This window comes from Anaerotruncus rubiinfantis, from assembly GCF_900078395.1.
GTDB classification, from domain to species: Bacteria; Bacillota; Clostridia; order Oscillospirales; family Ruminococcaceae; genus Anaerotruncus; species Anaerotruncus rubiinfantis.
The window spans coordinates 942,576-960,758 of record NZ_FKLA01000009.1 but is presented as its reverse complement, the minus strand read 5'-3'; the positions used below and the strand labels follow the sequence as shown (position 1 = coordinate 960,758).

At 58.0% G+C, this 18,183-nt stretch carries 18 protein-coding genes and 1 riboswitch; of the genes, 10 read left to right on the top strand and 8 right to left on the bottom strand.

The features are described from left to right. Positions 1 to 59 precede the first annotated feature (59 nt). Together BN4275_RS10195 and BN4275_RS10190 are read left to right on the top strand one after the other, a co-directional pair. On the top strand, positions 60 to 557 hold the full coding sequence (locus tag BN4275_RS10195; protein WP_066457671.1) for a TRAP transporter small permease: 498 nt from the start codon (positions 60 to 62) through the stop codon (positions 555 to 557). Beyond that, on the top strand, positions 554 to 1,825 hold the full coding sequence (locus BN4275_RS10190) for a TRAP transporter large permease (protein WP_066457668.1): 1,272 nt from the start codon (positions 554 to 556) through the stop codon (positions 1,823 to 1,825). The genes BN4275_RS10195 and BN4275_RS10190 overlap by 4 nt, the downstream gene beginning before the upstream one ends. Before the next feature lie 50 nt (positions 1,826 to 1,875). Here the strand turns inward: BN4275_RS10190 and BN4275_RS10185 are convergent, their stop codons facing one another. Together BN4275_RS10185 and BN4275_RS10180 are read right to left on the bottom strand one after the other, a co-directional pair. After that, complete coding sequence (locus BN4275_RS10185; protein ID WP_066457666.1) at positions 1,876 to 3,057, bottom strand: sugar diacid recognition domain-containing protein; 1,182 nt, start codon at positions 3,055 to 3,057, stop codon at positions 1,876 to 1,878. 139 nt (positions 3,058 to 3,196) lie between these two features. Beyond that, entirely contained in the window at positions 3,197 to 4,816 is a 1,620-nt protein-coding gene (locus BN4275_RS10180; RefSeq protein ID WP_066457664.1) for a mannitol dehydrogenase family protein, read from the bottom strand. A gap of 327 nt (positions 4,817 to 5,143) precedes the next feature. Beyond that, positions 5,144 to 5,251: riboswitch (TPP riboswitch) on the top strand. Positions 5,252 to 5,321: 70 nt separating this feature from the next. On the opposite strand from BN4275_RS10180, the gene thiW reads away from it, so the two are divergent. Genes thiW through thiD form a run of 6 tightly spaced genes read left to right on the top strand, consistent with a single transcriptional unit; the run spans position 5,322 to position 9,999 of the window. Next, positions 5,322 to 5,831: an energy coupling factor transporter S component ThiW gene (gene thiW / locus BN4275_RS10175; RefSeq protein ID WP_066457663.1), complete on the top strand. Its 510-nt coding sequence runs from the start codon at positions 5,322 to 5,324 to the stop codon at positions 5,829 to 5,831. A gap of 42 nt (positions 5,832 to 5,873) precedes the next feature. After that, entirely contained in the window at positions 5,874 to 7,073 is a 1,200-nt protein-coding gene (cytX, locus tag BN4275_RS10170) for a putative hydroxymethylpyrimidine transporter CytX (protein WP_066457660.1), read from the top strand. A 14-nt stretch (positions 7,074 to 7,087) separates the two neighbouring features. Further along, positions 7,088 to 7,912 carry a hydroxyethylthiazole kinase gene (thiM, locus tag BN4275_RS10165; protein ID WP_154018872.1) on the top strand — a complete coding sequence of 275 codons (825 nt, stop codon included), beginning with the start codon at positions 7,088 to 7,090 and terminating at the stop codon, positions 7,910 to 7,912. Then, positions 7,899 to 8,540 (top strand): thiamine phosphate synthase, encoded by a 642-nt coding sequence (gene thiE, locus BN4275_RS10160; RefSeq protein ID WP_118479721.1) that lies wholly within the window; start codon positions 7,899 to 7,901, stop codon positions 8,538 to 8,540. The genes thiM and thiE overlap by 14 nt, the downstream gene beginning before the upstream one ends. Further along, on the top strand, positions 8,537 to 9,184 hold the full coding sequence (locus tag BN4275_RS10155) for an HAD family hydrolase (protein WP_066457658.1): 648 nt from the start codon (positions 8,537 to 8,539) through the stop codon (positions 9,182 to 9,184). Before thiE ends, BN4275_RS10155 begins: the two co-directional genes overlap by 4 nt. Continuing rightward, positions 9,181 to 9,999 (top strand): bifunctional hydroxymethylpyrimidine kinase/phosphomethylpyrimidine kinase, encoded by an 819-nt coding sequence (gene thiD / locus BN4275_RS10150; protein ID WP_066457654.1) that lies wholly within the window; start codon positions 9,181 to 9,183, stop codon positions 9,997 to 9,999. Before BN4275_RS10155 ends, thiD begins: the two co-directional genes overlap by 4 nt. Before the next feature lie 318 nt (positions 10,000 to 10,317). Here thiD and BN4275_RS10145 read toward each other — a convergent pair whose 3' ends face one another. Next, positions 10,318 to 11,178, bottom strand: coding sequence for a fumarylacetoacetate hydrolase family protein (locus BN4275_RS10145; RefSeq protein ID WP_066457652.1), 861 nt, complete (start codon positions 11,176 to 11,178; stop codon positions 10,318 to 10,320). A 333-nt stretch (positions 11,179 to 11,511) separates the two neighbouring features. On the opposite strand from BN4275_RS10145, the gene ytvI reads away from it, so the two are divergent. Beyond that, complete coding sequence (gene ytvI, locus BN4275_RS10140; protein ID WP_158572889.1) at positions 11,512 to 12,588, top strand: sporulation integral membrane protein YtvI; 1,077 nt, start codon at positions 11,512 to 11,514, stop codon at positions 12,586 to 12,588. A gap of 53 nt (positions 12,589 to 12,641) precedes the next feature. On the opposite strand, the gene BN4275_RS10135 is transcribed toward ytvI, so the two are convergent. From BN4275_RS10135 to glpK, 3 genes are all read right to left on the bottom strand, one after another. Then, on the bottom strand, positions 12,642 to 13,898 hold the full coding sequence (locus tag BN4275_RS10135) for a [Fe-Fe] hydrogenase large subunit C-terminal domain-containing protein (RefSeq protein WP_066457646.1): 1,257 nt from the start codon (positions 13,896 to 13,898) through the stop codon (positions 12,642 to 12,644). A gap of 108 nt (positions 13,899 to 14,006) precedes the next feature. Next, entirely contained in the window at positions 14,007 to 14,681 is a 675-nt protein-coding gene (locus BN4275_RS10130) for a hypothetical protein (protein ID WP_066457643.1), read from the bottom strand. A 3-nt stretch (positions 14,682 to 14,684) separates the two neighbouring features. After that, the gene (gene glpK, locus BN4275_RS10125; protein WP_066457640.1) at positions 14,685 to 16,172 is read right to left on the bottom strand and encodes a glycerol kinase GlpK; all 1,488 of its coding nucleotides are present in this window, start codon (positions 16,170 to 16,172) and stop codon (positions 14,685 to 14,687) included. Between the two features lie 106 nt (positions 16,173 to 16,278). Here glpK and BN4275_RS10120 point away from each other — a divergent pair, with 106 nt between their 5' ends. Next, positions 16,279 to 16,644 (top strand): metal-dependent transcriptional regulator, encoded by a 366-nt coding sequence (locus BN4275_RS10120; protein WP_066457629.1) that lies wholly within the window; start codon positions 16,279 to 16,281, stop codon positions 16,642 to 16,644. A 55-nt stretch (positions 16,645 to 16,699) separates the two neighbouring features. Here BN4275_RS10120 and BN4275_RS10115 read toward each other — a convergent pair whose 3' ends face one another. Together BN4275_RS10115 and BN4275_RS10110 are read right to left on the bottom strand one after the other, a co-directional pair. Continuing rightward, complete coding sequence (locus tag BN4275_RS10115) at positions 16,700 to 17,866, bottom strand: cation diffusion facilitator family transporter (RefSeq protein WP_066457626.1); 1,167 nt, start codon at positions 17,864 to 17,866, stop codon at positions 16,700 to 16,702. Between the two features lie 24 nt (positions 17,867 to 17,890). Beyond that, on the bottom strand, positions 17,891 to 18,127 hold the full coding sequence (locus BN4275_RS10110) for a DUF3006 domain-containing protein (protein ID WP_066457624.1): 237 nt from the start codon (positions 18,125 to 18,127) through the stop codon (positions 17,891 to 17,893). Between the last annotated feature and the right edge of the window lie 56 nt (positions 18,128 to 18,183).

Below are 18,183 nucleotides of genomic sequence, written 5' to 3'. Positions count from 1 at the left end.
TCCCCTGGGGCCCGGCATGGCATCTATTATCCGGGTAGTACCGGACTGGAGGTTTTTATGTGAATCGTTTGATACAAGGGCTCGAACGGGTCGAACGCTGGGTGCTCATCGTCCTGTTCTCCACCATGCTCATTATGCTGACCATCCAGATCATTCTGCGCTACTTTTTCAATACCCCCTTGGTGTGGAGTGAGGAATTCTCCCGTTATATCTATGTGTGGCTTGTCTTTCTGGGGATGGGCTACTGCGTGACGCAGGATAAACACGTCGCGGTGACGCTCGCGGTTGACCGCATGCCGCCGGCTGTGCAGAAAATCCTGAAAGTGGCCGGAAACCTCCTGGTGATTGCGGCGATGCTCTACCTGCTGCCTCACTCTTTTCGGTACGCGCTTTCCCAGCACAAGCTGCTTTCGGGCTGCATGGAGATGCCCATGAGCTTTCTTTTCCTTGCCATGCCGGTCTGCTGTCTGCTGACCAGCATACATATGGCGCTTTCCACCGCTTGTATGCTGAGAGGCACCAATAGGGATGTTCCCGGAGAGGAGGCGCTGTCATGATCGCAATGGTCGTTTCCCTTGTGATTCTCATTTTCTGCGGCATGCCGATCGCGTTTTCCCTCTTCCTCAGCTGCCTTTCGTATTTCTTAACGACCGGTGTCTCGCTCAACATCGTCACCCAACGGATGATCATGTCGATCGGCGACTCCTTCACCCTGCTGGCGGTGCCGTTCTTCATGTTCGCTGGCGCGGTCATGAATTCCGGCGGCATCACCCAGCGTATCTTCAAATTCGCCGATATGCTCGTCGGACACATCACCGGCGGTATGGGCCACGCCAACATCCTTGCCAGCGTTATCTTCTCCGGCATGTCCGGCAGCGCGATCGCCGACACCGGCGGCCTCGGCGCAATCGAACTCAAAGCGATGAAGGACGCGGGCTATGACGACGACTTCTCGCTCGCTGTCACCGGCGCGTCCTCCTGCATCGGCCCGGTCATTCCGCCGAGCGTCCCGTTCGTCATGTACGGCGTCATCGCGGGCGTCTCGATCGGCAAGCTATTTCTGGCGGGCGTAGTCCCCGGACTTGTCATGGCGTTTGCCATGGCCATTGTGGTCTATGTGCAGGCCAAGCGGCGCGGTTACGTTAAAAAACCGCGCGCGAAGCTTTCCGCCATGTGGAAATGCTTCAAGGAATCCTTCTTTGCGCTGCTCGCGCCGGTCATCCTGATCGGCGGCATTGTGGGCGGCGTGTTCACCCCGACCGAAGCGGCCATCGTGGCGTCGGTTTACGCGCTCATCCTGGCGTTTGCCACCCGTTCGATCAAGGTAGCGGAACTGCCGGCTCTCATTGACGACACGGTGAAAACCACCGCGATGGTCATGGCGATCGCTGCCTCCTCGGTGCTGTTCGGCTGGATTCTCACCAAAGAGCAGATCCCCAAAATGGCGGCGGAGTTCATCTCCTCGGTCGTGCCGAACAAGATCTTCGCAATCCTGCTGGTGAACCTGCTGTTTCTGATCGTCGGGATGTTCATGGACGGCACCGCCTCGCTCATCATCCTGACTCCGATTCTTGTGCCGCTGATGGCAAGCTACGGCATGGATCTGGTCCATTTCGGCGTGCTCATGACCATCAACCTGATGATCGGCCTGCTGACCCCGCCGGTCGGGATGGTGCTGTATGTCCTTTCCGGCATCTCCGGCGTCAGTGTTGAGCGAATATCCAAGTGTATGGTACCTTATATATTCACGCTGATCGCGGTTGTGTTGTTTTTGTCCTTTGTCCCGCAGATCACCTTATTCCTGCCCAGCCTGCTCAGCGCATAGGAACTCATAAACGGATGCACGCACGGGGAAACCCGTGCGTGCATCCGTTTTCAATCCTCGGTGTTCTTGTAATAGTAAAGCAGCTGCTGGAAAAATTCCCGGCCGATCTCATCGTTCACCGGATCGATACAAAACAGTTCCTTCATCCGGTTAATCCAGGCAATCAAGGTGTTCCTGTGCTGAAAAAGGGCCTTTGCGCTTGCGGAAACATTCATGTTCCGCTGGTAGAGCATCCCCATATTATCAAGGAAACGCTGCCGTTCCCCGCCCTTGAGCACATCCTTGAAAACGTTGAAGATCATGCTGAACTCCTCCATCGGCACCTGGCTTTGCAGGTATGGAAGGACGCTGTCATAAAAATAATAGATCCGCGTTTCGTCGTCGCCGATAACATCCGCCGAATTGTTCGAAACCCACAGGCTGTGATGGTATCCTTTCTGATAGTTGATCAGCTTGTTCTGCAAAGTCCCCACGTTGCAGATAAACGGGCGCCCGCCGTTGATATTGAGGGCCTGCATCCCTTCGACATACTGCTCAACCACCTCGCGGTAGCGGCCGACCGCCTCCGCAGGGTTTGTTGAAACCGCTTTGAACACGACCGCATTCTGCCCGCGGGTGATGCAGATGATATCCTGCTTGTCATGGTAGGGGTTGCGTTCAAACTCGGAAATCTGCCGGTCCTCCCGGTAGTAGCTGTACCGCAGGATAAACAATAGCGGTATCCGCACCATGTCGGTGTCGTATCCGTATTTGTCCGCGATGTTGTAGGCCTCCGCCGGATAGGGATCCTCCGAATAGTAGAGCAGCACCTTGGTGAAGATGTTGCGCTGATCGAGCTTGCCCCAGTAGGAGGCTTTGTAGCTCTCGAGGTCATAAACCGACTGGGCGGTCAGCGCAGCCATGCCCGCATATTTTGCGAGAAGTTCCGGGTCTCCGACCAGCAGGATCACCCCGACCGCTTCTTTTTCATGAAAAAAAGGCACATACACCCCCTGCTGGCTTGCCACAAACAGGAATTCGTTTGTCCTGTCCACCACAACCGGGCGTCCGGTCTGAATCGCCTTATAGGCCGGTTCGGAAAATTTCCCCGCGCTGGAAGGATCGGTGAAAATCACCACAATCCCCTGATTGTCGGCGATCCCCACCTTCACCGTTTCATGTCCCAGGACCGCTTCCAGCTTTTCCTGTACCGCCTTTACCGTGGCAAACGATTCGTTTGTGTTTTTATCCAACCATACCACCCCTTTCCGTCCGGAGGGCCCCGCCGCCCGCGCCGGTTTGTTTTTGTGTAGTATAGCACAGTTTTTCCCGTCTGAAAAGCGGCAAAAAGGGCCGCGCTTTTAGCGCGGCCCTTTCCATGGAAACACCATTTTACGCGTTCACGTATTTTTGCAGGGTCGTGCGCACCGCGCCCGGACCCGCAATGAGCTCCTTGAACATGCCTTCGACCTTCCCGCCGAGACCTGCCTCATAAAGATCCACGGCGAAGAGCGCCGGATTCGAGAGGATTGGCTGAAGCGCGCTGCCGACGCTTGCGGGCTCGCCGACCTTAACCCCAGCGAGCATCTTCTGCAGATCCGCCAGCATCGGGTCGCTGCTCACCTGCATCGGTTCGCATTTGTCGTCCACGCCGAGCAGATAGCGGCACCAGCCGGCCAGTGCCAGCGGAATGCAGACGAGATCCTGCACATCGAGATCCGGACGCGAGAGATAGGATTTGATCGTTTCGCCAAAGCGGATCGGCAGCTTTTGGCTCGTGTCGGTAGCGATACGCTGCGGCGCATCCGGGATGAACGGATTGGGCAGGCGCTGATCGATGACCTCGTGGATGAAGTCCATCGGGCTCAGGATTTTCGGGTCCACCACGACCGGCATGCCTTCATCGTAGCCGATGCGTTCAACCAGCTTTTTGAGGTCGGCGTCCTGCATCTCAGCCGCAATGCTCGTGTAGCCGAGCAGACAGCCGTAAACCGCCAGCGCGGTGTGCAGCGGGTTGAGGCAGGTGGTGACCTTCATGCGCTCGGTGTTGTTGACCGTGTCGCGGTCGGTGAAGTAGACGCCCGCTTCCTCAAGAGGCGGGCGGCCGTTCGGGAAGCGATCCTCCACAACAAGGTACTGCGGGACCTCGGCGTTGACAAACGGCGCGATAAAGGTATTCTTCGCGGTGACGACCGGCGCCATATCTTCAATGCCGGCCGCGGCGAGCTGTTTTTCCACGATTTCAGATGGGCGCGGGGTGATCTTGTCAATCATGCTCCACGGGAAGGATACCTTCGACGCGTCCTTGAGGTAGGCGACAAATCCCTCGTCCACAAAGCCGTTTTTCTGCCAGGCTTCGGCGACCGTGAGAACCGAATCCTGCAGCTTCTGGCCGTTGTGGCTGCAGTTATCCATGCTGCAAAGCGCGAAGGGATAGCCGCCCGCCTGATAGCGGCGCAGCATCAGCGCGGTTACAATGCTCATTGCATGGCGCGCATGGTCCGGGCCGTTTTTCATGTCCTCCTGCACGACCGGGAAGAAATTTCCCGCAAGGTCGGTTAGGGCATAGCCTTTTTCGGTGATGGTGAAGCTGGCCATCTGCAATTCCGGATTGGTGAAAAGCTCGTTGAGGCGCGCCATCTGTTTTTCATCCGCGCCGTCCGCTTTGATGCCTTCCGCGATGCTTGCGACGATCTCCTTGTCGGTGGAGCCGTCCGGCTTCAGGCTGACAAGCATGGTGAGGTTGTCATGCGGGGCATAGATCTGGTCAATGATCCCGAAATCAAAGGTATCTGCGGCAATCACGCCGCTCTTGGCCTTGCCGGAGTTCAGCAGCTCCTGCTGCAGGCGGGCGATGAACCCGCGGAAAATGTTGCCCGCGCCGAAGTGCACCCAGACAGGATGCTCCTTGGTGTGCGCACACATGGCGGCGTAATCGAATCCGGGCAGCTTGACGCCGGCGGCTTCCCACGCCTTGCGGTCCTGTAGGCTTTGTGCTGTCAGTTTTAACACCAGAATCCCTCTTTCCTGTTTTCTTTTCCGTACCGCCGCGCAGCTTTTTAAATGGGCGCCGCGGTTTATTGTCAGCAGTTTTCCAAAGTCCCAGAAGATAGTTTGCCCCGCGCCGCACAGCCATATAAGCGGGCGAAACGCGGGCAGATCTTTCCCACGCGGGATTTTACCGGAGGGAATCGATCCTATGCCTAAATTTTACCACTGGCATGCTAGCGTGTCAACAGAAGAAATGGCTAAATTTCCACTTTTCCCACCCGTTTTGCGGCAAATGGTGTTTTCACGAACATTGACAAACTTTTCCGCCTGTGTTAAAATCTGAACGAATTGAATAGCACGGGGAGCTTGTGACGCAGGCTGAGAGGAAGTCATCCAACTTCGACCCGCACACCTGATTTGGATAATGCCAACGTAGGGATCGTATGCAGAAATGAAAGTTTCAGCGGGACGCGCCGGTTGGCGCGTCCCGCTGTTTTTTATTCCATCAAGAAAGAAGTTGTCAAGTATGAACCAAAATGTCAAAAAACTCACCACCGCAGGCCTGCTGATTGCGTTGGGCGTCGTCTGTTCCGCCTTTTACATCCCGATCGGCGCCTCCAAATGCTTCCCGATCCAACACATGGTCAACGTCATCGCGGGTGTGCTGCTCGGGCCGGGCTACGCGGTCAGCATGGCTTTCGGCACCTCGCTCATCCGCAACCTCATGGGCACCGGCAGCCTGCTCGCCTTCCCGGGCAGCATGATCGGCGCGTTCTGCTGTGGCATGCTCTACAAACACACCCGCCGCCTGCCGCTGGCCTATCTCGGCGAAGTGGCTGGCACCGGAATCCTCGGCGGCCTCGCCTGCTATCCGGTCGCGACTCTGCTGATGGGCAAGGAGGCGGCGCTGTTCGCCTATGTGCTGCCGTTCCTGGTCAGCACGCTCGGCGGCGCGACCATCTCGGTGCTCGCGCTCGGCGCGTTGCAGAAGACCCATGTCTTCGGCGATGTCAAGGTTGCGCTCGGCAGCAAATAAGCTTTACAACAAACTGGAAAAACGATAGAATGGAGAAAGATTATGGATAACAAGACTTCCAGCCTTGGACAAGGCCTGCTCTGGTTCGGCGCGGCGGTGTCGATCGCGGAAATCCTCACCGGCGCGCTGCTCGCGCCGCTCGGCTTCTGGAGGGCGGTGTGGGCCATCCTCATTGGGCACCTGATCGGCTGTGCTGTGCTCTTCTTCACCGGCTTTATCGGCGCGAAGAGCGGCCTCTCCGCCATCGAATCCACCCGCATCTCGTTCGGAAAATACGGCTCCTTCTGGTTTTCGCTGCTGAATGTCGTCCAGCTGCTCGGCTGGACCGCCGTCATGATCATAAACGGCGCCAAGGCGCTGAACGTTGTCACCCCGAATATCCAGAATGAAGCCATTTGGTGCCTGGTGATCGGCGGGCTCATCTGCGTCTGGATCCTGGTCGGGCTCAAAAATCTCTCGAAGCTGAACGCCTTCGTCGTCTCCGCGCTTTTCCTCTTTACGCTGGTGCTCGGCTGGGTGGTCTTTCGAAATTTCTCGTTCGGCGCGCCGGGCGATCCAAACGCCATGCGTTTCGGCGCAGCGGTGGAACTCAGCGTCACCATGCCGCTCTCCTGGCTGCCGCTCATTTCCGATTACACCCGCAGCGCGAAGAACCCCAAAATGGGCACTGTCATGAGCGCGGCGGGGTATTTCCTGGGCAGCTGCCTGATGTATGTGATCGGGCTGGGCGCGGCGATCTACACCGGCACCGACGACATCGCGCAGATCCTGGTCGCGGCGGGGCTGGGCGCGGTCGCTCTTTTGATCGTCATCCTCTCGACCGTCACCACAACCTTTCTTGACGCGTGGTCGGGCGGCGTGAGCATCGTCAACCTCAACCACAAATGGAACGAAAAAGCCGCGGCGCTTGTCGTCTGCGCGGCGGGCACCCTGATGGCCATCTTCATCAACATCAACCAGTATGAAAACTTCCTCTATTTCATCGGCTCGGTCTTTGCCCCGCTCTTCGCCGTGCTGATCACCGATTATTTCATCCTCAGGAACACCAGGGTGGAAGAAGCGCAGCTTCTGAACGTCAAAAACATCCTCATCTGGGCGGTCGGCTTCGCCGGCTACCGTCTGCTGATGCGGATTGATTTCCCGCTCGGCACCTCCCTGCCGATCATGCTGTTTACCGGCCTTCTCTGTGTCGTAGTCCACAAGGTCACCTGCAAACACCCCGCGCCGCAGGGCGCAAACTGACAGGAGTGATCCCTATGTTTGAAAAAATCCTCTCGAACGTCGCGGCAAAAACGCCGCTCGTCCACTGCATCACCAACTACGTCACGGTCAACGACGTGGCGAACATCCTGCTCGCCTGCGGCGGCAGCCCGATCATGGCGGATGATGAAAACGAAGCGGAGGAGATCACCTCCATCTGCGATGCGCTCGCCCTCAACATCGGGACGCTCAACAGCCGCACCGTCCAGTCGATGTTAAAAGCCGGGCGCCGGGCGAACGCGCTCGGGCACCCGGTCGTGCTCGACCCGGTTGGCGCGGGCGCGTCGAAGCTGCGCACCGACACCACCGTCCAGTTGCTGCGGCAGGTAAAATTCACCGTTATCCGCGGCAATTCCTCCGAGATCAAAACGGTCGCCGCGGGCAGCGGCGAAACCCGCGGCGTCGACGCGAATGCCGCCGACGCCACCACCGATGAAAATCTGCCGTCGGTCATTTCTTACGCGAAAGCGCTCTCCGAAAAGACCGGCGCAATCATCGCAATCACCGGCGCGATCGACGTGGCAGCGGACGCGAAAGACGCTTACGTTATCCGAAACGGACATCCGATGATGTCCCGCATCACCGGCACAGGCTGCATGCTCACCGGCGTGATCGCCGCCTTTGTTGCCGCGAATCCGCAAAACCCGCTTGACGCGGCAGCCGCTGCCGTCTGCGCGATGGGGATCTGCGGGGAAACTGCTTATACCCGGATGCGCAAAGACGGCGGCGGTACCGCTTCCCTGCGCATGGGGCTCATCGACGCAATGAGCCGGCTCGATGCCAAAACCTTGAAGGAGGCCGCAAAGCTTGAACATTTCTAAAAAGGACATGCTCCTTTATGTCGTGACCGACCGTTCCTGGCTCGGGAAAAACGACCTGGCCGCGCAGGTGGAGGACACCCTGCGCGCGGGAGCGACTTTTGTGCAGCTGCGGGAAAAACAGCTCGATGACGCGGCTTTCCTGGCCGAAGCCCGCCGCATCAAGGCGGTCACCGACCGTTACGGGGTTCCGTTCGTCATCAACGACAATGTGCGTGTGGCGCTCGCCTGCGGCGCGGACGGCGTGCACGTCGGACAGGAGGACATGGAGGCCGGCGATGTGCGAAAACTGCTCGGCCCGGACAAGATCCTCGGCGTTTCCGCGCACACAATGGAGGAGGCCAGGCTTGCCGAGGCGCGCGGCGCGGACTATCTCGGCGTCGGGGCGGTTTTTTCCACCTCCACCAAGCTGGACGTGAATACCCTCCCGTTTGAAACGCTGCGGGAGATCTGCGGGGCTGTTTCGATCCCGGTGGTAGCCATCGGCGGCATCAGCCGGGACAATATCAGAAAGCTCAAGGGCTCCGGCATCGGCGGTGTGGCGGTGATTTCCGCGATCTTCGCCCAGCCGGATATCTATGCTGCGGCCAGGGAGCTTTACAATCTTTCGAAAGAGGTTACAACAGCATGATAAAAGGCGCGATCTTTGACCTGGACGGCACCCTGACCGACTCGATGTGGATCTGGGACACGGTGGCTATCGACTTTATGAAGCAGCATGGATTCCCGGTGCCTTCCGGCCTGCGGGAAGCTGTCAAGCCGCTCAGCTTTCTGCAGATGGTCGCCTATTATCAGCACGACCTTGGGATTCCCCTTTCCGCCGAGGAGATCATGAATGGCACCAACCAGCTTGTCGAGCACCGGTATTTTTATGAGGTTCCGCTCAAGGCGCACGCCGGAGAATTTCTCCAAAAGCTGCGCGAGGCGGGCGTTCGATGCGGCGTGGCGACCGCTTCGGAAAAATACATGGTCGAAGCCGCGCTCACGCGGCTCGGCATACGGGATTATTTCGAATTCGTCCTCACCTGCACCGAGCTCGGTTCGGGCAAGGATGAGCCTGTCATTTTTGAGGAGGCGCTGCGAAGGCTCGGCACCGCGAAGGATGAAACCGTGGTATTCGAGGATGCTGTCCATGCCATCCGCACCGCCAAGAAAGCGGGTTTTCGGGTGGTCGCGCTGTATGACGACTCCGCCGCCGAGGACGCGGAGGAGATCAAAGAAATCGCGGACCGGTATTGCCGCTCGTTCGCGGAATGTGAGGTAGAATCGTTATGAAAAAATGTCTGACCATCGCCGGCAGTGACTGCAGCGGCGGCGCGGGAATCCAGGCGGATCTCAAAACTTTTTCAGCACACGGCGTTTTTGGCATGAGCGCGATCGTTTCGGTCGTGGCGGAAAACACCGCCCGCGTGATCGATATCATGGACGTGACCCCGGACATGATCAGAAAACAGATCGACGCGGTCTTTGAGGACATTGTGCCGGACGCGGTCAAGGTGGGGATGCTCTCCCAGCCGGAATGCATGGCCGCTGTGGCGGAGAAGCTGCGGGAATATCATCCGGCCAATGTTGTCATTGACCCGGTCATGTACGCCAAAAACGGCTGCCCGCTGATGGACCCCGGTTCAATCGGCGCACTCATTGAAACGGTCATCCCGCTGGCCGATCTGCTCACCCCGAATATCCCTGAGGCGGAAAAAATTTCGGGCGTGGCGATCCATGACATTCACGATATGGAGGAGGCCGCGAAAAAAATCCACGCCATGGGCTGCAAAAATGTGCTGGTCAAGGGCGGGCATGCAATCGGAGACGCAGTGGACGTACTCTACGACGGCAAACAGTTCCACCGCTTTGCCACCGAACGGATCAATACCAAAAACACCCATGGCACCGGATGTACCTATTCCTCCGCGATCGCCTCGAACCTGGCGTTGGGACTCGCCATGCCTGAAGCGGTCAAAAAAGCGAAGGATTACGTCACCACCGCCATCCGGCATTCGCTTGCTATTGGCAACGGCTGCGGCCCAACCCATCATTTCTGGGATCTCTATCGGAATGGTCTTGCGGGAGACGTGGATCTGCTCGATTGACGGCTCCCGGCACGGCTTGCTTTTTGCGCGCTTCGCCGTCAGGCGAGCAGGCTGCCAAACGCGGCGTCCCGCGCTCCTTATCCCAAATCCACCGCCAAAGGCGGCGGGTCGTCGCAGACGACTCTTTTCCGGGGGGCACGGGGGCGGAAAGCCCCCGTGAGCAGCCGTCGCGCGTATGCGCGCTTCGCCGTCAGGCGAGCAGGCTGCCAAACACGGGACATATTTTCGCAATCTTGCGAAAATGCGCTGCGCGCAAAACGGACAAACCAATAAAAAACACGCGGCCCTGCGGGCCGCGCGTTTTCTTTTCTTCCGTTCTCACCCGACGGTATTTTTCAGCGTGCCGATTCCATCGATCTCACATTCGACCACATCGCCCGGTTTCAGGTATTTGGGCGGATCGAAACCCATACCGACGCCCGCTGGGGTCCCCATCGAGATAACCGTCCCAGCACGCAGGGTCATCCCCTGCGAAAGCTCATGGATCACATGGGCCACGTCGAAGATGAGAAGTCCGGTGCTGCTCTGCTGGCGCAATTCGCCGTTCACACGGGAACGGATGCCGAGCTCCGGCGGCGCTTCGATCTCGTCCGCGGTCACGATCCACGGACCCATGGGACAAAAGCCGTCCATGCTTTTGCCAAAATACCATTGTTTGTGGCGGTTTTGGATGGTACGCGCGCTCACATCATTGAATATGGTATAGCCGAATACATAGTCGAACGCACACTCCCGCGAAACGTTCTTCGCGTCCCTGCCGATGATAACGGCCAGTTCCGCCTCATAATCGAGGCTGTCGACGATATCGCTGTGGCTGGGGATCACCCCGCCGCAGGGAACCGCTTCGTCCACACGCTTTGAGAAATAGACCGCATATGGACGTTCGCCGTCGAATTTTTCCTTTTTGAAGCGGGCCGATTCCGCCGCATGGTCCATATAATTCACACCCAGGCAGATGATATCCTGCTTGGGATGCGGGATGGGCGCGAGCAGCTTTACCGCCTCGAACGGGATCCCGCCCATTTTAGCTTCAGCCACGCGCCCCAGCTCGTTCATCGAAACGGTATCGATCACCTGGTTCATGTCGTCATAGCCTTCCACTGGATAAACGGTTTTTCCATCCTCTGAAAGCACGCCCACCTGGGTGCCGGTGTAATACTGATAGGTCAGCAGTTTCAATTGTCATCCCTCCGTTTGTTCCAGTATAAAGCGTCCGGGAAATCCCGTCAAGGGACCGGTTCACAGGTTTTTAAAAAAATCCGGCCTGAAAAATCCGGATTTCCCGATTTCCCGGTATCGGTTCGGAAAGTTATGCCCATACTGAAATCTGCGGGGCGGCTGCGTCGTTTTATAAACAGGACGGCTCTTGCAGGAATTTTCTTCCACAGAAAGCCCGGATGCATGTTGACACTGTGACGGCTGTCCTTTACAATGGATACGGGCCTTTCGGCGCTATCCGCTTTTGGCCGGCGGCCTTATTCGCCCGGACATCTCATGAAAGAGGGAAAAACTTTGACAACCGAACGCAAACGCGCCTTTATTATCAACTGCATGTTCTTCGCGTGCCTCGTTGCGATTGCCTACATTGCCTTTAAGTATCTGCTTGCGTGGATGCTGCCCTTCGTAATCGGTCTCATCGCGGCCGCCTGCCTGCAGCCGCCAATCAATTGGATTTGCAAAAAAACAAAACTCAAAAAAAAGCTCATTTCGCCGATCCTTGCTTTCATTCTGGTTTCGGTGGTGGCCTGTTTTGTGGTCATGGGCACCTACAATGCGATCGGTGAACTCGGCGATCTGATTTCGCGCCTGCCCAGCTGGTACAAAAACTCCGCCCCGGTGGTCAGCGAGGCGATCAACACCCAATTTGAATCGCTGCTTGCCAATCTCCCGGATGAGGTGGAACAGCAGGTCATTTCGATTTCCAACGACCTGATCCAGTACATCCAGTCAAAGCTCATCTCTTTCTCCTCCACGGCGCTTTCGTGGGTCGCCAACAAGGCCTCCCAGCTTCCGTCGCTGCTCATTTCGATCATCATCACTGTGGTCGCCACCTTCTTTATGAGCGTGGAGTTCGACAATATCAAGAAATTTATCAAGCTGCAGATCCCGGAAAAGTACCGGGTCCTGGTGCTCAACTCCTGGGAAACCTTTGGCCGGACGGTGGTGCGGATGCTCACCTCCTACCTGTTCATCATGTTTTGCACCTTCTGCGAGCTGGCCCTTGGCCTGACCTTCCTGCAGGTGAACTATTCTGTTCTGATCGCGGCGCTCATCTCGGTGGTCGATATCCTGCCGGTCCTCGGAACCGGAACCATCCTGATCCCCTGGGGCCTCATCTGCCTGCTCATCGGCAGGACCGGGCTCGGCGCCGGGATTCTGGCGCTTTATGTCCTCATCACCATCATCCGCAACATCCTCGAACCGAAGATCATCGGCAACCGTATCGGGCTGCATCCGCTGGTCACGCTGGTCTTTATGTATCTTGGCCTGCACATCATGGGGATTTTCGGCATGTTCCTTTTCCCGCTGACCCTCATCCTCATCAAAGAGCTACAGGACCGCGGGCTGATCAAAATCTGGAATTCCTGATCCCGCCAAATCAGCAAGGCCGCCGGAAAATTTTCCGGCGGCCTTTTTTTCTTTCAGTGCAGGTTGCGGGTGAAGATGTCGCTTTGCTCCAGGAGCTGCTCGACCGTATCAATCCCCAGCCGGTGCAGAAGCTCGATCACATAGGGATTGTCGATCGGGGTAGGCGCGGCAGCCGCCTCACCGTAGGCGTCGACATTGCGCGTGCCCTCCTCCACCGGGATCAGCCGTTTCGGCCCGCCGACGCAGCCGCCGGCGCAGCCCATGCCTTCAAAAAAGTTGGCGTCGGCCTTTCCCGCAATAAGTTCGTTCAGCATCGCTTTGCAGGCGGGCACGCCATCCGCCTGCCTCGCACGGATTTCGACCTTCCGGTGTGGGTTCAGGCGTTCGACCGTACTGCGCACCGCCTCGCTCACGCCGCCGGTACGGGCGTATAGCCTTCCGGCGCGGGAGGAATGATCCTTTTGCCTGTCCTCCTGTTTTGTAAGGTCAATCCCGGCGGCCTCAAAGATATCGCGCATCTCCTGAAAGGTGAGCACATAGTCGATCGCGCCGAGCAGGTCGGTTTCACGCGCTTCCGCTTTTTTGGCCAGGCACGGGCCGATAAATACGGTTACCGCGTCCGGATGCAGTTCCTTGACCGCGCGGCCGCAGGCCACCATTGGGGAAACTGAGCCAGGCACGTGCGGCATGAGCTGGCTGTAGATTTTGCGGATCATGGCGATCCACATCGGGCAGCAGCAGCTTGTGAGCTGATAGTCGTCCGCATGCTGGATGTTCTGATCAAATTCAAAGGCTTCCTTCAGAGTGAGGATGTCCGCGAAGAGCGCCACTTCGACCATGCCGTCGAATCCAAGCTGTGAAAAGGCGCTTCGCAGCATGCCCGGCGTGACCGCATCACTGAACTGCCCCTGGAACGCGGGGGCGATCAGCGCATAGACCAGTCCCTTGTGGTTGCGGAGCATCTCGGTGACCGGCAGCACATCCTTGCTGGCGATCAATTTATGGCCGCGGCAGGCCTCGATGCAGGCCGAACAGCCGACGCACCGGGTCAGGTCAATCGCGACCCGCTTGCCCTGGGCATCCGGGCCGATCGCGCCGAATTCACAGGCGTCGGCGCAAGCGCCTTTGCCGTCCGGGCAGTCGCATTCCGCAATCCGCCAGACAACCGGATATTTCTTTGGATTGAGCAGGCAGTCAAGCTGCTTCGGATCGTAGTCCTCCTGCGAACGGATCATTTTGACCGCTTCGGGCAGATTGCGGCGCACCGACGCCGCTAGCAGAGTCTGATAGAGTTCCTCAAAGGTCGCCATCGTTCGTCCATCCTTTACACTGGCATTATCAAATTCTAGCATTCCCATTTTCAGCGGAGTTAAAAGCCTGATAAAAAAATACCCGCGGCTTTTCTGGCGTTTTGCGGCTCATCGGATTTTGATCTTTCCCGTTTGGAAATCCTCCCGGTTCAGCTCCCGACCGCCGGGCAGGGAAATGATAAGGATGTTCCATTCATTTTTGTTCTTTTTACGGTTGACCGTTTCGTGCGAATAACCCGCCCGCACCCGCTCGATCTCGCAGAGCGGGTGCAGCTCGCTCCAGGCGGCGAGCGCCCGGTCCGCCAGCTTTTCCCTCATTTCGGCCTGCGATGGAAGCGGCGTGTCCGCGCTCTCCAAAAGATCCACGTGCAGGGTGCTTTTCAGCGTGCCGAAATCGGATAGGTGCGCGCAATGGTAAAGTCCGATCCAGTTTCCCGCATTCCGCGCGTTCAGCATCCTCAATTTATCGGAGAGCCCGGTCTGCGCCTCGTAAGCCTCCGACCGTTTCGGGTCCTGGATCGTCCCGTCGATCAGGTCAAATTCCAGATTGACCGATTCCCCGGAAACGGCAAACACAGCGCCGTACCGCCCGCTGACCGGGTTATAGTTTGCCAGCCAGCCGCTTTGGCGCGTTGCGCCGGGATAGATTTCGTCGGCATAGCGGCCCAGCGCCACCGACGCCGCCAGGTTCCCGGCAAGCGGCAGGAGAAGCAGCAGAGGCAAAAGGAACAGCACCCGCTTCCAAAGCTTTGTCCGCCGGGCATTCGCTTTTTTCTTGTCCATGGCTCAGTCTTTTGCCCAGCCGAGGCTCCTGCCAACCGCCTTGCGCCAGCCGTCTAAAAGCTGTCCGCGGCGATCTTCGTCCATATCCGGCTGAAACGAAGTGTCGCAGCTCCAGAGTTTCCGGATCTCGTCCTGGCTTTTCCAAACGCCGGTCGCGAGCCCCGCGAGATATGCCGCGCCAAGCGCCGTCGTTTCACGGATCATCGGGCGGCGCACCCGTTTCCCCAGGATATCCGCCTGGAACTGCATCAGAAACCGGTCGCGGCTCGCTCCGCCGTCCACCTTGAGCTCCTGCATCGGAATGCCGGTATCCTTCTCCATCGCCTCCACAAGTTCGAGGCTCTGATAGGCGATCGATTCCTGCGCCGCGCGGATGATATGCTCCCGGCGGGTCCCACGGGTGATCCCCACAATGCAGCCGCGCGCATACATATCCCAGTGCGGCGCGCCAAGGCCGGTAAACGCCGGAACCAGATAGACTCCGCCGGTGCCGTCCACCTTTTGGGCGTAGTATTCCGCGTCGCGGCTTTCAGTGATGAAGCGCATTTCGTCGCGCAGCCATTGGATCACCGCGCCGCCCACAAACACACTACCCTCAAGCGCATACTGCACCTTGCCGCCAAGCCCGACCGCAATGGTGGTGAGCAGGCCGTTCTTGCTTTCACAGGGCGTTTGGCCGGTATTCATGAGCAGAAAACAGCCAGTGCCGTAAGTATTCTTCGCCTCGCCTTTTTCAAAGCAGCACTGCCCGAACAGCGCCGCCTGCTGGTCGCCCGCGATCCCCGCGATTGGGATCTGCACGTCCTGCACGGTGGCATAGCCGTAAACCTCGCTCGAATCGCGCACCGCGGGCAGCATTTGCGCCGGGATATCGAGCGCCCGAAGCAGCGTTTCGTCCCAGCAGAGCTTTTTGATATTGTAGAGCATGGTGCGCGACGCGTTCGTGTAGTCGGTGACATGCGCCCGCCCGCCTGTCAGCTTCCAGATCAGCCAGCTGTCCACCGTGCCGAACAGCACCTCTCCGCGCGCGGCGCGTTCCCGCGCCCCGGGCACCTTGTCCAGAATCCATTTGATCTTGGTCGCGGAAAAGTACGCGTCCGGAACCAGGCCGGTCGCTTCCCGGATATAATCCCCGAGCCCGTCCTTTACGAGCGCGTCCACAAGATCGGCCGTACGGCGGCACTGCCAGACGATCGCATTGTGGATCGGGCGGCCGGTTTCGCGATCCCACAGGACGGTCGTTTCCCGCTGGTTGGTCACGCCGATCGCCGCGATTTCCCGCACGTTTACACCGCTTTTCGCAATCACTTCCATCATGACCGCGTACTGCGACGAATAGATCTCCATCGGGTCATGTTCGACCCATCCTTCCTTCGGATAGATCTGCGTAAATTCCTTCTGCGCCATCTCCACGATGTTCTGTTCCCGGTCAAACAGGATCGCCCGCGAGCTGGTCGTCCCCTGGTCGAGCGCCAGGACATATTCCGCCATCTGCAACACTCCTTTTTCCCATTTTAACATGTCCTTTACTTGCGGACAAGGCGCAATTATGTTAAGATATCATCAGGGAAACAATTTGTCCGAAAGGCGGGTCTTTATGCAGGAATCCGGTGAGAATTATCTCGAAACAATCCTCTTGCTCGAGGATAAAAACGGCACCGTCCGTTCGATCGATATCGCAAACGAGCTGGACTACACCAAGCCGAGCGTCAGCCGCGCCATGCGCATCCTGCGGGAAAGCGGCTTGATCACAATGGACGAAAACGGCCGGATCCTGCTGACCGCCGCGGGACGGGAAAAAGCAAACGCCATCTACGAACGGCACCGCTGTCTCACCCGCTACCTCACCATCACCCTCGGCATCGATGAGGCGCTCGCCGCGCGGGATGCCTGCCGGATTGAGCATGTGATCAGCGAGGAAACCTTCGCCAAAGTCAAAGAATTTGTGAAAAATGCAATTTAAGAAATAGAAAAGGGCCGGGATGCGTCAGCCTGACGCGCCCCGGCCTTTTTTCGCTCTATACAAAGCTCTGTTCCACGCGGATAACCGCGTAATATTTCTCACTGAGGAACTGCACGCCGTCGCGCACCCTGTCTGCCACCTGCTTATCCGAGAGATGGAAACGGTGCGGCACCGACACATCAAAAATGAGATTTGTGTGGGTCATCCCCTGCACCATCCGGAAATCGTGAATGGAAAGCGCCGGGTCGATCCGCTTGACCATCTCCTCAACCTGACCGCGCACCGCAGCCGTGACCTTGTCGTCGGTCGCAACCGGGTCCATGTGGATGGTGACGTCACAGTTGAATTTGTGGCGCAATTCCAGTTCAATCAAGTCGATCGCGTCGTGCATGGCGAGGATATCCATATTGCAGGGCACCTCCGCATGCAGCGAAACGATCCGCCGGCCCGGGCCATAGTCATGGATGATCAGGTCGTGCACACCGATCACCTCCGGATGAGAGCGGACCGTGTCTTCAATTTCCCGTACCAAAGCGGTGTCCGGCGCCTGCCCCAGAAGCGGCGACAGGCTGTCGCGCGCGGTGGTAAAACCAGAATAGAGAATGAAAGCCGCCACCAGCATGCCGATCCAGCCATCAATATTGATGCCGGTGAAGCGGGTGAACAGTACGCCGAGCGCAACGGCTGCGGTCGCGACCGCGTCGGTGAGGCTGTCGGCGGAGGTGGCCTTCATCGCGGTGGAATTGATCATATTGCCGAGCGTGCGGTTAAAATAACACATCCAGACTTTCACCAGGATCGACACAACGAGGATTGCGAACGAAAGCGGCCGGAACAGCACTTCTTCCGACCGCAGGATCTTGCCAAACGAACTGCGCAGCAGCTCGAACCCGACCAGCAGAATGGCCATTGAGATCGCAAGGCCGGTCAGGTATTCGATCCGTCCGTGGCCGAACGGATGCTCGCTGTCAGCCGGCATTCCCGCCATTTTAAGGCCGACCAGCGTCACCACCGATGAGCCCGCGTCCGAAAGGTTATTGAACGCGTCGGCCATGATTGCAATCGACGCGGTCAGCATGCCCGCGGCAAATTTCGCGCCAAACAGGCACAGGTTTAAAAAAATCCCCACGCCGCCGGCCAACACGCCGAACGCCCCCCGCACAGCGGGGTCCTCCGTCCTGTTGGAATCCTTGATAAAAAGCCGTACCAATAATCGAATCATCTGCAGCGTCCCTATCTTCCAAAATCAGTCTTCCCAGAGGCTTTCGAGCTTCTTTTCAATCCGCTCACGGCGGGCGGCGGTCTCATCCTCGTCGATCCGCCACATGCCGTATTCGAGGATCAGCACGTCGCCCTCGCGCACCTCCTCCGGGAGCAGCAAAAGCGGCACCTCCCGCTGGACGTTCTCCTCGTTCAGGCAGACCGCGAATCCGCCCTCAAAACGGTCAACCGTGTACCGGTTTGCAAAATCGCCTGTGATCATATTTCTCCACGCTCCATAAAATCCGGGGCGAGGCAAGGCCACGTCCCGGACTGATT

Bases quoted from the DNA above. Each gene is read 5' to 3' on its own strand.
- BN4275_RS10190 (WP_066457668.1), top strand. From the start codon at position 554: ATGATCGCAATGGTCGTTTCCCTTGTGATTCTCATTTTCTGCGGCATG.
- thiW (WP_066457663.1), top strand. From the start codon at position 5,322: ATGAACCAAAATGTCAAAAAACTCACCACCGCAGGCCTGCTGATTGCG.
- cytX (WP_066457660.1), top strand. From the start codon at position 5,874: ATGGATAACAAGACTTCCAGCCTTGGACAAGGCCTGCTCTGGTTCGGC.
- thiM (WP_154018872.1), top strand. From the start codon at position 7,088: ATGTTTGAAAAAATCCTCTCGAACGTCGCGGCAAAAACGCCGCTCGTC.
- BN4275_RS10155 (WP_066457658.1), top strand. From the start codon at position 8,537: ATGATAAAAGGCGCGATCTTTGACCTGGACGGCACCCTGACCGACTCG.
- thiD (WP_066457654.1), top strand. From the start codon at position 9,181: ATGAAAAAATGTCTGACCATCGCCGGCAGTGACTGCAGCGGCGGCGCG.
- BN4275_RS10135 (WP_066457646.1), bottom strand. From the start codon at position 13,898: ATGGCGACCTTTGAGGAACTCTATCAGACTCTGCTAGCGGCGTCGGTG.
- BN4275_RS10130 (WP_066457643.1), bottom strand. From the start codon at position 14,681: ATGGACAAGAAAAAAGCGAATGCCCGGCGGACAAAGCTTTGGAAGCGG.
- glpK (WP_066457640.1), bottom strand. From the start codon at position 16,172: ATGGCGGAATATGTCCTGGCGCTCGACCAGGGGACGACCAGCTCGCGG.
- BN4275_RS10120 (WP_066457629.1), top strand. From the start codon at position 16,279: ATGCAGGAATCCGGTGAGAATTATCTCGAAACAATCCTCTTGCTCGAG.
- BN4275_RS10115 (WP_066457626.1), bottom strand. From the start codon at position 17,866: ATGATTCGATTATTGGTACGGCTTTTTATCAAGGATTCCAACAGGACG.
- BN4275_RS10110 (WP_066457624.1), bottom strand. From the start codon at position 18,127: ATGATCACAGGCGATTTTGCAAACCGGTACACGGTTGACCGTTTTGAG.